This window comes from Psychrobacter phenylpyruvicus DSM 7000 = NBRC 102152 (assembly GCF_000685805.1).
GTDB classification, from domain to species: domain Bacteria; phylum Pseudomonadota; class Gammaproteobacteria; order Pseudomonadales; family Moraxellaceae; genus Psychrobacter; species Psychrobacter phenylpyruvicus.
The window spans coordinates 103671-118038 of record NZ_JMKP01000002.1 but is presented as its reverse complement, the minus strand read 5'-3'; the positions used below and the strand labels follow the sequence as shown (position 1 = coordinate 118038).

Genomic DNA, 14368 nt, shown 5'->3' with positions numbered 1-14368 from the left:
TTTAAACCAATTTTCGCTGTCTTAAACTCAACCGTTGATTGTAAAACTATGACTCTGTCTAACCCCAAACACCGTACTGCAGCAACTTCTTGTCATTCTCATAAACAGACCAGCAGCCTGCCTTTCAAAAAAATAGCAGCCGCGTTAAGTTTGTGTCTGGGTTTATCACCATGGGCTCAAGCTCAGCTTCCTGCTCCTGTAGAATCTGCATTAAATCGCGCTAAGATTAGTACCGAGGATATTAGCTTAATTATTATGCCGGTGAATACTGGTATGCCGGTAAATACTGGGACAAATAACAATGCGCAATCTACCCCAAAAAAAAGCAGATTACCCAAAACCATTAATCCCGAACAGGCCAAAGTATTGAAACCGGAGCCTTCTGATCCAGATGCTCTACCGCCCGAAACCCCAAGCACTCTGCTAAAGTCTGTGGTTACTACTACTGAGTCTAAAGCCTCTACTCAGCAAAGCACTGCTGCCACAACGACCACGCCTGCCAGCTCGCTACCAAATCAAACTGCCTCTCAAGCCACTACTACCAGTAGTGAGGTAACAGGCTCAGCCCTCGTAGGACAGTCTGCTACAAACATAGAGTTCCCAGTCAGACACTTAGCCGACCTACCGCGAACGCCTGCCAGCACCATGAAGCTGATCCCTACCTTTGTCGCTTTGGATTTATTGGGCCCAGACTTCGTTTGGTTTACCCAGGTATATCACACTGGATTTATCTCAGCCAATACCCTATATGGTGACTTAATTATCAAAGGCAGTGGTGACCCTAAACTTACCACCCAGCGCTTAAATAAATTATTAGAGCAGGTGCAAAAGTCAGGCATTCAGCACATCAAAGGCGACATAATTTTAGACAGTTCAGTATTCCAAGGGGTAACTAAAGACCCTGCAGCATTTGACAATGATCCTCTGCGTCCTTACAACGCCAGCCCTGATGGCCTATTGGTTAATTATAGCTCCGTAGAGGTAACCGCGGTTCCTTTATTAAATGATAGCCAAAAAGGCCTCTCCAAACTTTATTACAAGCCGCGATTGGCAGATTACGAGCTGCCTGACATACTGGCGAATACCTCTAGCGGAAGATGTGCGTCGGCTCGATCAAGTCTGGCTCCTATTTGGCGAGACTCAGGACTGGTGTTCAATAAAAAAGTACCAGAAAGCTGTGGCACCCATACTTTTTATATAGCTTATCCAGATGCCAAAGACTTTGCCAAACGCGTGATAAAAAACCAATGGCTAAACCTAGGTAATACTTTATCGGGTAATATTAAGTTCCTAGGACTTGGCAACACAGTCTCAGGAGAAATGATTAATACAGAAAGTCCTATAATAGGTCGGTTTGGCAACTATTTTGATATGAGTGCAGGCTCTGCTCTGACCCAGTCTTTCCCATTGCTACCGTCCTCGCCACTACCGTTTGTCAGCTACCCTTCATTACCGCTGTCACAACAAATTTATGACATCAATCACTATTCAAATAATGTGATGACCGAGCAAGTGACCTTAACCTTGCCGTTGTACACTAAGGTTCAGCAAAAGTCTGAGGACTCTGACGCCAAGCCTATCACTAAGGTCATAAAGTCTAGGCAGACTCAGCACTCTGATTATTTAAAGTCACTGGCTACCATTAATCAGTGGTGGCAAAGCAATTTAACCACCTTACCTCCAGTCATGACCAATGGCTCCGGCTTATGTCGCGACTGTACGGTGACGGCAGAGAATTTAGCAGAATTACTTAGCTTTGCTTACAATCACCCAAACTTTGATACCTATGTTAACTCCTTAGGTGTCGCGGGCGTGAGCGGTACTATCACAGAACATGCCGATAGACTGCCAAGCTCTGCAGCCATAGGCCGAGCTTGGATTAAGACCGGTACTTTAAATGATGTTACCTCAATGGCAGGCTATGTTCGTGGTCAGTCGGGTCAGGATTATGTGGTAGTTGGGATAATTAATGGCTCTGCGACTGGTCAGCCTTTCAATACTTACCAAGCTCGTTACGTGCTAGATACAATGCTAGACTGGACAGCTAAACAATAATTCTATGAGCCAATTTGTCATAGATTAAAGGACACCTGATAAATTATGGATATGTTATTTTTTGACAGTCAACAAACCTTGCTACGCATGGTAATCTCAGCGGTAGTGGTTTATATCAGCATTGTATTGTTGCATAAAGTATCTGGTAAACGTTCTACCTCACAGCTGAATAACTTTGATTGGGTGGTGACGGTAATGATTGGCTCGATAGGAGCCAGTACAATCATTTTAAAAAACGTTCCTATCATTGAAGGAATGGCTTCGATAATCACTTTACTTACTTTGCAATATCTAGTGACTAAATATGCCTCCTTGTCTCCTGAGTTTGCTAAAACCATTCTCTCTGAGCCTCGTGTGGTGTTTTATCAAGGTCAGTTTTTACCCGAAGCCATGCGCGAAGAGCGTTTAACTCGTCAAGAAATTGAGTGTGCCATGCGCAGTGAAGGCATTCATGATTATGAAGATGTGGCGGCGGTAATTTTTGAAAGCGATGCTAAATTAACTGTGGTACCAAAGCGAGATGAGAGTGATAGGCTCGATGCGCAGGGTGATATAAAGCCTTCTGATACCTTAAAAGCTCTTTTATAAGCTTTGAGCCATCAACGGTGAGTTATAATTATAGTGAGGCATAACTGTCAAAACTTAGTCATAAAAAAAGGTTAAAGAGCACTGCCCTTTAACCTTTTTTTATCTTTAAGCTTTATTATACCTATAGCCTTTATGGTAGCTGCTAGGCTGTTAAAGCTATTTATTTAACACGAGTCCAAGTTTGGCTACGTTTCAAGAATGGCATTCCTTTCACGTTACCGGTAAGCTTCAGGGTTTTACCATCTTCAGAAAGCTTTACAGTACCACCATAAACCTTGCCACTTTCTGGATCGACCAAGTCACCACCAGACCAGCTATTATTACCATCAGCTTTAAGCTTGGTTAAAATTGGTAGACCAACAATCGGTTTATTTTTTAATGACCCTTCACATTTTGAGCAAACTTCTTTTGCTTGTGAAGCATCATTTAGCTTGATGATTGTCCCTGTCACAACACCGTTTGACTCGGTCATTTTGATAACCGCTTTTTTCTCTTTTGTCTTATCATCAATAGACTGCCACTGCGTGCCATTTAATGAAGCAGCCATAGCTGTGGTTGATAATAGACCTGTTAGGGTTGCTGTAGCAAGTAATGTAGTTAAGCGTTTCATATCGACTCCTATCGAACAATAAATAAATCCATTTAAGGTATCCGTTTTGATGGTATCAAAACAAAGTTAGAAGCAATCCCTTTTATAACAACTATATACTGTCGTTTTATTTATGAGATTAACGCAATCATACAATTTAATTTTTGGTATGTCGATAGTAAGCCATGAATTTTTACTTAATATAGTCTTTAACTCCTCAAACCCTTAATTCTAGCAACATTACAGTATGGTTGTATCTAAGCTGAAACTCTCTTACACAGTATGGCCCTAATATTCACGCTATAATAAAGCTGCCTATTTAGCCAAATCAGTTAACCAAATTAGTTAGCCAAATCAGTTAGTTTAGTTAGCCAAACACTAATTGCTCGGTCCATTCTATTTGGCCCATTATCTTTAAAAAGTAACTCTATGATGAAAATAAAAGCCGTTGTTGGCATAAGTCTCGCCCTGTCTTTACTCAGTGGCTGTGCTGTCCATTCAGCACCCCATTATGTCATTGATAAAAGTCATCAGGCCCAAGGTAAAAGCCAGCGCATTCGGTTCATTGTTTTACACTACACTGCCGAAAACGAAGCCGCCTCATTAGAGATTCTCACCAAAGGCAATGTCAGTGCCCACTATTTGGTGCCGCTGGCTAATAACCAAACAATATATCAATTGGTTGCTGAAAATGAGCGGGCTTGGCATGCCGGTGCAGGAGGATTTGACGGCAGGCAGATATTAAACGACACCTCTATTGGCATTGAGATTGTAAACTTGGGTATCGCCCCAGAGTTCCGTGGTCAAAACGCCAAGATGGCATTAGAGGCAAATAACGGCTATCACCCACCGCATCATTATGTTGATTTCACCGAGTTGCAGATTCAGAAGGTGGCTCATCTGGTACAAGACATCGCCGCACGTTATGAGATTGAGCCTACCAATATTATTGGCCACTCAGACATGGCACCGTCGCGTAAAATTGACCCAGGCGCTAAGTTCCCTTGGGAGCAGTTATATAGACAATATGGTGTGGGCGCTTGGTATGATGAAAGTGACAAACAACAGTTTATGGCTGATGGCTCATTTAAGAGCGCCAGCATACCCGAGATCAAACAGCTATTTAGCGACTATGGTTATCAAATAAATGACAGCAATGAATGGGATAAACCTAGCCGTGATGTCATTTATGCTTTTCAGCTCCACTTCCGGCCCCAGAAGATAAATGGAGTGATGGATCTAGAGACTTACGCTATCTTAAGGGCACTGAATAAAAAGTATGTCGGTCGCTCTAGCTACAGTTAGCCATAAACACTTTATTAAACAACCAAATCTACACCAAATAAAGAAACATAAGGAGCTGGTAATGAGTTATTCACAACCACAAGAGCTAGAAGAGTATTTCAAGCAAAAAGAAGAGCAGGAAAAACAGGCAGAGCAACAAGCCAAAGAGTTGTCAGCTTATGAAGCTTGTGTCTTAAAAGAAAGCGCAAGAGTCAAAGAACTCATTGAACAGGCTCAAAACAAAGAGAAATAGTCCTGCCTCCTTTGCCTCGTTACCCTAAAAAAGAGCGACCTTTTAAGCTCGCAATATAGCGGGCTTAATGGGATTCTTGACCGCAAAACACAGCTTACTCTAAACACTAAATTGGTTAAGATTTTTGCCCCGCATTGTAATAGCCGCAATTTCAGCATCGGTTAAATTGAATTTTCAATTATGAGATAAAACCTTACCACTATTAATTCTGTAGCGACTGCCCGACCTTATTAGCCGGTGCCACGATGCAGGAAAACTTAACATATAAGGTCAAAAGTCGGTTGGCTTAACTGTCAATACGAGCAATAGCTAAAAGAAAAAAAGCAAAAGCATGGCCTCATTATCTACCATTTATAACCCTCCGAAATATGCGATTTCAGGCTCCGAGTTTCTATAATGACTGATACGCACCTCGTCCCTCGGCAACCCAAATACAACGTCACCGGATGTCGCAAATCATTAGTTTTCAAAGTCAAATTTTAATTAGTCGTGCTAAACTCTAAATATAGCAAATAACTTACTAAGGGCTACTTATGAGTGCAGGATTAATCAAACATTTAAAAGACAAGACGGAACAAGATCCAAATACAAAGATATTAATGTCGCAGTGGGAATTTGATGAAAAGCTCGTCGGCAAATCTCTTGAAAACGTTGGTAGCTACTATCCGCACTTTAGTAGTCATAACGAGTCGCATTCTCAGCAAATCTTAGTCAATATTGAACGACTGCTAGGTGATAATATTAGCAAACTAACTGCAACAGATACTTGGCTGATGTTAGAAGCTGCATACTGGCATGACATTGGTATGTTGTTTAGTGCAGACGACGTCCAAGAAGTCGTAAATAACGAGAAATTTAAAGATTACGTCGAAGAGCTAGCGAATAACAACGCACAAGACTTACATGAATTTGCCAAAGTTTGGCATAACGAGGGCTGGGAAGTCGCTCTTGTTTCTTATGATAACCCCTATAAAGGTGTCGAGAAGTACCGCCAAATGGTTGCTGAATGGTATCGTCGTGATCATCCTCAAAATTCGCAACAAGTCGTTCTTAAGCCTTTTGAGAAACTAAATATTAGCTCACCGCGTACTGAGCTTTTACCACAGCGTATATATAGCTATCTTGCACAGATTTGTTTATCGCATGGTAAAAGCTTTAATTATGTTATGAGTGAATTGCCGTTTAGACAGACAGGTATGGGTACTGAAAACTGTCACCCTCGATTTGTCGCCTGTATGCTACGTTTGGGAGATTTGTTTGATATAGACGACAACCGCTTTTGTCCTGTCATGGCGAGACAAGTCGGTAATATGCCCTCTTTAAGCGAAACGCATAAGCACAAACATCAAGCAATCCGTGAATTCCAATTAGACAATGAAACGGTTAGCGTGACTGCTATTTGTAATACAGAAATGTCATATATCGAGTGTCGTAGATGGTTTGATTGGATCAAGGAAGAGATTCAAAACCAAATGTCACAATGGAAAAATATTGTGCCTAGTCGTGAATTCGGTTTGTTACCAACAATTAATAAGCTTGATGTAGAAATGGCTGACTCGAAGATATTGCTTAATGACAAGCCTATGAAGTTTTCGCTTGATGAGAAGAGTGTAATTGAATTATTACAGGGCAATAACCTATATAGTGGAATAATTGATGTTTTCAGAGAACTTATACAAAATGCTATTGATGCAACTCTTATAAGAATCTGGATTGATGCCCAGCAATACCCTGAAAAAATATTAGCATTAGAAAAAGGTAGTCCCTACGATAGTAAGGTCATAGACATAATTAAAGATTATTCTATAAAACTAGATTTAGAACTTATAAAAACAACTGATAGTTTAGAAAATATATGGAAGCTTATCATTAAAGATGATGGAACTGGTATCAGTTTAGAAGATTTAAAATATATGCAATATATGGGAGGTTCAAACAGAAATCTACGTAAACGTAAAGTTATAAAAAATATGCCAATATGGATGCGACCATCAGGAACTTTTGGTATCGGTCTTCACAGTGCATTTCTATTAAATAAAAATCTACCCTCTAAGTATCAACACTTAAAGTTTATTACCAAAAATATTTTTGACCATACAACGTTAGAAGTTAGATTAAACTCGCCCCTTGGAAAGGATGATGGGTTTTGCTTTATCAATCAATTAGAACCTGATTTAAGCTTGAATTACGGTACAACAACTGAACTTTATTTTAAAACTGACGTAATTGCATCCTCTTTCCTCGTTGATGAAGCTCTCTACGATCTTAGTGACTTACTAGTTGAAACGTATAACACTTTTAACAGAAATAGTCCCAAGATTGTCTATAATGAAGCTATTTTAGAAAAGTCAGAACAATACCAGTATAGTATTAATGAAAATTATGATAAACATACTATTAGAGATATAGCATGGTTAAAGTTTAAAGACTGCTATTGCGCCGTTGAAATTTTTGTACCCGATACAATATGTACTAAAAATGAAAACCATTACTCATATAACGGTTTCAGAGGGCAAGATATACCGAGTAGTAGAGAAACGATGGATGCTTTGTATATTTCACATAACGTAAGTATATATTTAGATGTATACGGTGAGGCAAAGCATTTTGTTACCATTAATAGAAATGATTGGCAATACTCTGCTATACAAACCACCATATCTGATATTAAAAATACCATCTTAAAACAAGATTTAACTGAAGAAAATAAAGCTAGGATTGTTCACGGCTTTGAATATAATAAAAAATTAGGTTTTGAGATTATTAGACGTATTATATTAGAGAATTTTGAGATAGATGACATTAGTGACTTTCTTTTCAATAAAGAAACTTCAGTTAAAGAGATGCTAACTACTAAGATATTTTTAACTGGTGGCAAAAATATCAATGAAGAGATAAGACAAGAGCTAGTAGAAGCCTTAACTTTCAAACATATTGATATCTACCCTCAAATTAACGACTTTTACTATGATGCTACTATTAAATTTTTTAAAGAACATAGTTTTAAAGTTTATCGTGTATCGAAACAAAGTCAAGAATATCCTCTGAGAATAACTGATGATGAGACACTACTATTTATAAAGCCTGATGAATCAAATAATATAGACATTCAGTCTCTACTGAAAGACTTTGAGGTTACTGAACTTCCTAAAAAACAATCAGACCAACCACTATTTGAAAGTGACCCGGACTTCTTTACAGACATAATTTTACATTTAGATAGTCGATTAAGTTCAGAAAACATAATATTAATTAATGATTTTTATAAAGACTATTATTTGTTTGAAAGTTTTAGCTTTCTAAGCGTAAAGGTTAATCACAACTATGTTACTTATAGCTTTGATTACGATAATAGTCTAATTGGTATTATATTTCCTTTTTATGTCCAAAATAAAAAAATACATCTTCATGATCTTGATAAACTATATACGTATGTTAGTAAAAAGAGTATTAAGCCTAATCTACCAATGGAAACTATTCAAAAAGGGTATATCGCTTTGATTAAGCTAATCAAAGATTTAACTAAGGAAAGTCCAATTTGGGCAGAGTTCTTTAAAAATAGCTCATTAGAAGTTTAAATATAAGTTTTAAACATCGTATCAAAGGTGAGGCTTAGCCCCAAGTTAAAGCGGTAGCTTAATGGTATGTGTGTGGCTTACAACGCCTTGCACAAAGACATTATTGAGATAATAGAAACGACATTGTGCTTAGGCACTACGCCACACAGACCGCTAACTACAAGTACAAAAATAGGATTAGCTCTCCTGTTTTAAAACACTAAAAGACCAAACAAAAAAAGGTGAGCCACTAAATGACTCACCTTTTTTAATAGTTATTTAGTAGGGTGCCTCCCACGCACCGATAAGCACTGTATCCATTGGTGCGCAAGGCGACACCCTACCATACAAGTCTCACCTGCGACCTGATAAGGTGGTTTAGTTTTCAAGGTAAGCAAATTGCTGATAGAAAGAGACAAGTGGAAAAAGAACTTAAACAAGTATCACAATTACATACTCATTTACGTCGATATCCTATTTGTGATAATGATGAGATCCATCACAAAATACTAGCTAAAATTAGAGGGATTAGTGCTTAACTTGACGGTTTCGAAAGACACTAGGTGACTCACCCTTTTTAATAGAATTTTAGTAGGGTGCGTCCCACGCACCAACAAGCATTCTATCGCTGCTAGTAAGTTAAAACACTAACATCGCATTAAGCCCCTCCTCTGTTTCAGCCCACTAAATAATATAACTCATAGTAGGATTAAGCTTCTGCTCTTCGCCGAGGGACGAGGCACGGACATAGTGTTGTAAGAAAAACTACTTTTGACCCGCATATTTCTCCCCTTAATTGGAACTGCAATAATGAGGCCATGCTTTTAAAGCTTTTGATTTTGTCTTTTTCTCTACAATCATACCCACAAAAAAAGGTGAGCCACTAAGTGACTCACCTTTTTTAATAACACTTTAGTAGGGTGCGTCCCACGCACCAACAAACATTTTATCCATTGGTGCGTAAGACGCCCCTTACCATACAGGTATTACCTGCAACCTGATAAGGTGGTTTAGCGTAACCAAGCTCTCGCATTACGGAACATACGCATCCACGCACCGTCCTCAGACCAGTCATCTGGCTTCCAGCTATGGTTGATCGCGCGTAAGTTACGCTCAGGGTGTGGCATCATAAGAGTCACACGACCGTCAGTACTACAAATACCGGTTACCCCGCCGATAGAACCGTTCGGGTTCAATGGGTACGTCTCAGTAGGATTGCCTTGGCTATCGACATAGCGCATTGCAACCTGACCGTGGTTTGCCATACCCTCAATATCCGTCTCATTTAAGGTCGCAAAACCTTCACCATGCGCTACGGCAATCGGCAAGATGCTGTCTTGCATACCTTTTAATAAGATAGACTTGGTACGCTCAATCTTCACGTTTACAGTACGAGCTTCAAAACGAGCTGACTGGTTATAAGTGAAGCGTGGGAAGTTCTCCGCTCCTGGGATTAAGTCTTTTAACTGTGCCATCATCTGACAACCGTTACACACCCCTAAACTAAAGGTGTCTGGACGGGCGAAGAAACGCACGAACTGCATACGTAATTCGTCATGGAACAAGATTGAGTTGGCCCAACCAGAGCCTGCGCCCAATACGTCACCATAACTGAAGCCACCACAAGCTACTAAACCGTTGAAGTCGCGTAAATCAATACGGCCCTCAAGTAAGTCGCTCATGTGAACGTCCACCGCATCAAAGCCAGCACGCTCAAATCCAGCTGCCATCTCTAACTGACCGTTAACGCCCTGCTCACGTAAGATAGCTACTTTTGGCTTGGTAGGACGGCTCTGTAAGTATGGCTCTTCTACTTTTTGGTTTAAGTCAAAGTTGGCTTGAGCAATCAGACCGTGATGGTTAGGATCGGCAATTAAGTCAAACTCTTGCTGTACACATTCTGGGTTATCACGGCGTTTAGCGATTTGATAACTCACTTTAGTCCAAGTTTGCTGTAGATCGCTACGGTTAAATACTAGCGCATTATCACCTTGGTGTGATGGAGTGATAATGGTTAGCTTGTCTTGGTTGGCACCGCCTACTGGCGTCTCAATGGTTTGACCCACAAGGCTTAGCATATCAGCGACATTATGCTCATCAGCCAATGCCATCACAGCTTCCACATGCTCAGGCAATACCTGAATCACTGCGCCCAGCTCCTCGCTGAATAACTGACCCAGTAGATTGTCATCGGTTAGATTTAGGTTAATTGCCAAACGATTGGTGAACTGCATCTCTGCCACAGTCGCCAATAAGCCACCATCACCGATGTCGTGATAAGCACTGATAACGCCTTGCTCATTACCCGCTTGGATAAAGTTAAAGAAGTTGATCAAGTCTTGTGGGCTGGCTAAGTCTGGGCACTCATCGCCTAGCTGGCTCTGAGTCTGGGCTAGGATTGAACCCCCTAAGCGGAACTGACCTTTTGATAGATCCAAGCGATATAAGGCTGAATCTGCATTTTTAAGCTCTGGGGTTAAGGTCTTGTTCACGTCTTGCACAGGAGCAAAAGCGGTAACCACTAAGCTCATTGGGCTAACTACGGCCTTATCGCCGTCTTCATCTGTCCAACCAGCACGCATAGACAATGAGTCTTTACCAACTGGAATTGCTATACCCAAAGCTGGACATAACTCTTCACCGATGGCATAAACCGCATCAAATAGAGCCTCATCTTCTTTGTCCTCACCACAAGCTGCCATCCAGTTTGCTGACAAAGTAATATCTGAAATCTTGTCAATACGAGCACCAGCAATGTTGGTAATGGCTTCGGCCACTGCCAAACGCGCTGAAGCGGCTGGGTTAATCAGAGCCACAGGCGGACGCTCACCAACACTCATCGCCTCACCAGTATCTGACAGTAAGCCAGAGCTAGTCACAGCACAGTCTGCCACAGGCACTTGATAACGGCCCACATACTGATCTTGGGTGACCATACCGGTAATAGAACGGTCACCGATACTGATTAAGAAAGACTTACTGGCTACGGTTGGGTGACGTAATACATCATGCACAGCCTCTGTTAGCTTAGTGGTTGATAAATCTAATGCTGTCAGCTGTGGCTCACTACGCTCAAATGAACGTTTCATTTGTGGTGTACCGCCAAGCAATACCTGCATTGGCATATCTACTGGTTGGTCGTCCAATAGGTCGTCATCTACTTTTAACTGACGGATGGTTGTTGCTGTGCCCAAGATAGCGTACGGGCAACGCTCACGTTTACAGATGGCATCAAATAATTCTTCGCTTTCTGGACGAATGGCCAATACATAACGCTCTTGCGCCTCATTCGACCAAATGGCCATTGGCGACATGCCCGCCTCCAATGAAGGAATACGACGTAGGTTTAGGTGAGCACCCATGTCATGGTCATCCACCAGCTCAGGCATAGCGTTTGATAAGCCGCCAGCACCCACGTCATGGATAGATACGATTGGGTTGCCATCTTTGCCAGAGTTGCTGCTTTCAACATCATCACCGGCTAAAGACCAGCAGCGATCGATAACTTCTTGACAGCGACGCTCCATTTCAGCGTTATCACGCTGTACAGAAGCGAAGTCTAAGCCTTCGTCAAGCTCACCACTATCTACAGAGGAAGCTGCACCACCACCAAGACCAATTTGCATCGCTGGGCCACCCAGTACGATTAGTAAGTCGCCTTCTTGGATGCCATTTTTCTCAACTAAGTTACGCTTGATGTTACCGTAGCCCCCGGCAATCATAATAGGCTTGTGGTAACCGCGCATCTCGCTACCATCTTGCTCTTTACTGGTGTCCAATTGGAATGAGCGGAAGTAACCACATAAGTTAGGGCGACCAAACTCGTTTGAGAAGTTAGCAGAGCCTAAAGGCGCTTCTGTCATAATCTCCAAACTTGAGGCCATACGATCTGGCTTGCCATAGTCTTTGGTGCTTACTTTACCGGACTGCTCCCATTTCTCTGGCAGTTCTGGTAGATGTAGATGCGAGACGTTAAAGCCAGTTAGACCTGCTTTCGGCTTACCCCCACGGCCCGTTGCCCCTTCATCACGAATTTCACCACCGGCACCAGTTGACGCACCAGCATATGGGGCAATCGCTGTTGGGTGGTTATGAGTCTCAACTTTCATCAAGATGTCGATGTTCTCATTATGGAAGTCATACTGATGCATTTCAGTCGATAACGCATCATCGCCAAGCTCATCTTTAGGTAGCGGATAAAAGCGCTGAGCTTCAAAGCCTTCCATTACCGCAGCGTTGTCTTTATAAGCCGATAAGATACCTTGCGGGTTTTTCTCATGAGTGTTGCGAATCATTTTAAACAATGATTTTGGCTGTACCTCACCATCGATGGTCCACTCTGAATTGAAGATTTTGTGACGGCAATGCTCTGAGTTGGCCTGAGCAAACATCATCAGCTCTACGTCAGTTGGGTTACGCTTTAATTCATCAACGTAGGCGTCCATCAAATAATCGATATCTTCACTAGATAGCGCAAAGCCAAACTCTTGGTTGGCCGCCTCTAATGCCGCACGCCCTTCACCAATCACATCAATATGATTTAGACGAGCTGGGCTGTGATCATCAAATAATTGCTCTAGCTTACTGAAGTCATAAACCAAGCTTTGAGTCATGCGGTCATGCAAAATTTGCTCAGCTTCTTTTGGTAACTTCGCAGGCAGATTATCACCGCTTAAGGTAAATACGATAACGCGTTCAACACGCTCAACATCAAGCTCGCAGTTATTGAAGATATCTGTTGCCTTACTTGACCAAGGCGAAATGGTCCCAAATCTGGGGCTCACAATGACTTGGCACTGTCCTTGTGTCGCTGTAATTTGGTCTACTTCCTCGCCTTGATTTAATAAATCTAAGGCCTTTTTACGCTCTGCATCGTTAAGGTCACGCGACAAGACATACACTTGTTGAGTGTCAATGCCAGTCACTTTTAATGCCGTTTGGCTATTTAACTGCTCAATCAGTTGATTGGTTTTAAACTCGGTTAAAAAACGGTGTCCAGCGAGGGTCATCATAAGGCAATTTCCGCAGTATCTAAGTGGGAAGAAAAGTATAAAAAATAAACTTCGATATTATGTGAAAGTGAAACGAGACAAAAAATGCTCAGTGTCACACTTATTTGGTTACTTTTGGAGGGATAACCACCCAATCGAGCAAAAAGCCGATTTAATTAGCCGCTATTATAGCAAGAACTTGGCTCAAACGTGGCATAGAACCACTATCTTTAGCTTGCTTTTGCTAACTAAAATCATTTTGTAGCAGTTTTTATAATTCATACTTTATAAGTAACTACCAAATCTATGGCTATTAATTCCTTATTTATCTCAATCACTCTTTTGCAAAAAGATTTACTTACTAGAATTAACCAAAACCGCTGACTGCTTACAAACTCCCTTCATCTCTTACATTTTCAATGTGTTCATTTATTTGTCATCGACTTACTATGAAAGTTGGCTATAAAAAATGCTTTCAACAACAATCCATACAATAAATTCAAATCATTAAAGGGAAATAAAAATGAGTAAACAACAGCAGATAGACACTATTCGTGAAATCGTTAAAGACATTAAGTTTGCTATGATGACTACCATCACTAGTGAGGGTCACTTGCATGCCTGCCCGATGACCACTAGCGAAACCAGTCTTGGAGCTCGTGAAATCTGGTTCATTGGTGATAAAAGCACTGAAGCAGTTGCTAATATTAAAAACAATGCTCAAGTAAACCTTTCTTACGTTAGTCAAGACAGTAAGGATTACGTATCTATTAATGGTGAGGCTGAATTAATTGAAGATCAGGCCAAACTAGATGAGCTGTGGTCCCCTATTCATAATGCATTTTATGAGCATGGCAAAGAGGATGAAAATGTGCAGTTAATTAAAGTCGTGCCAAATGGTGCTGAGTTCTGGCGCAGTGGTAGCGGTGTAGTGAATGCAGCAAAGTTGGCAGTTGCGGCCCTACAAGATGGAAAAGTGGCAGACAGTCTAGGCGAAAATGGCTCCGTTGAATTTGATTAATTAGTTAAATTTGATTAATTAAAAGCACAA

8 protein-coding genes are annotated in these 14368 nt (G+C 41.1%); 6 read left to right on the top strand and 2 right to left on the bottom strand.

The annotated features are described in order from the left end of the window. Positions 1-48: 48 nt before the first annotated feature. Both G561_RS0101280 and G561_RS0101275 read left to right on the top strand, forming a co-directional pair. On the top strand, positions 49-2055 hold the full coding sequence (locus G561_RS0101280; RefSeq protein WP_028857931.1) for a D-alanyl-D-alanine carboxypeptidase/D-alanyl-D-alanine-endopeptidase: 2007 nt from the start codon (positions 49-51) through the stop codon (positions 2053-2055). A 45-nt stretch (positions 2056-2100) separates the two neighbouring features. Beyond that, positions 2101-2643 (top strand): DUF421 domain-containing protein, encoded by a 543-nt coding sequence (locus G561_RS0101275; RefSeq protein WP_028857930.1) that lies wholly within the window; start codon positions 2101-2103, stop codon positions 2641-2643. Between the two features lie 160 nt (positions 2644-2803). Here G561_RS0101275 and G561_RS0101270 read toward each other — a convergent pair whose 3' ends face one another. Continuing rightward, positions 2804-3253, bottom strand: a complete 450-nt coding sequence (locus tag G561_RS0101270; RefSeq protein ID WP_028857929.1) for a DUF2147 domain-containing protein — start codon at positions 3251-3253, stop codon at positions 2804-2806. Between the two features lie 408 nt (positions 3254-3661). Between G561_RS0101270 and G561_RS0101265 the strand changes: the two genes are divergently transcribed. From G561_RS0101265 to G561_RS13730, 3 genes are all read left to right on the top strand, one after another. Then, positions 3662-4537, top strand: coding sequence for an N-acetylmuramoyl-L-alanine amidase (locus G561_RS0101265; RefSeq protein WP_028857928.1), 876 nt, complete (start codon positions 3662-3664; stop codon positions 4535-4537). Between the two features lie 61 nt (positions 4538-4598). Then, positions 4599-4769, top strand: coding sequence for a hypothetical protein (locus tag G561_RS15290; RefSeq protein ID WP_155954108.1), 171 nt, complete (start codon positions 4599-4601; stop codon positions 4767-4769). 533 nt (positions 4770-5302) lie between these two features. Further along, the gene (locus tag G561_RS13730; protein WP_051584292.1) at positions 5303-8347 is read left to right on the top strand and encodes an HD domain-containing protein; all 3045 of its coding nucleotides are present in this window, start codon (positions 5303-5305) and stop codon (positions 8345-8347) included. 989 nt (positions 8348-9336) lie between these two features. Here the strand turns inward: G561_RS13730 and purL are convergent. Further along, entirely contained in the window at positions 9337-13338 is a 4002-nt protein-coding gene (gene purL, locus G561_RS0101250; protein ID WP_028857927.1) for a phosphoribosylformylglycinamidine synthase, read from the bottom strand. 502 nt (positions 13339-13840) lie between these two features. On the opposite strand from purL, the gene G561_RS0101245 reads away from it, so the two are divergent. Continuing rightward, a complete protein-coding gene (locus G561_RS0101245; protein ID WP_028857926.1) occupies positions 13841-14338 on the top strand; it encodes a pyridoxamine 5'-phosphate oxidase family protein in 498 nt (165 codons plus the stop codon). Positions 14339-14368 lie beyond the last annotated feature (30 nt).